The sequence below is a fragment of the Nocardioides humilatus genome, from assembly GCF_008373755.1.
GTDB lineage: Bacteria > Actinomycetota > Actinomycetes > Propionibacteriales > Nocardioidaceae > Nocardioides > Nocardioides humilatus.
Genome location: NZ_VUJV01000206.1, coordinates 1 through 277, shown reverse-complemented (window position 1 = coordinate 277; position 277 = coordinate 1). Strand labels below are relative to the sequence as shown.

Genomic DNA, 277 nt, shown 5'->3' with positions numbered 1-277 from the left:
GTCTCTCTCGTTGCGGTACGAAGACCTGTTGACGCAAGCCAAGAAGAGGGAGCTCCAAATCAACAACCTGAGGTTGCCCCACTCCGCGTCATACGCGCTCACGTGCGAACACGAGTCCGGTAGGCTGACCTGCCCGCTGTGCTCGGAGCGTAACTGGAAGCAGCTGGACAACGACCTCTGGCGGTTGGAGCAGTGGCTGCAGTTCGCCGAGGCCACGGAAGCTTCCAGAACCGACCCGCCCGAACAATACGACTTACTCGGAGACGCTATACAGGAC

The 277-nt window shown here is 59.9% G+C and carries 1 protein-coding gene; it reads left to right on the top strand.

Annotation, left to right across the window (positions count from 1 at the left end; genetic code table 11):
* Positions 1 to 28: 28 nt before the first annotated feature.
* A partial coding sequence (locus tag F0U44_RS24470; protein WP_223163837.1) for a hypothetical protein occupies positions 29 to 277 on the top strand: 249 nt, incomplete at its 3' end.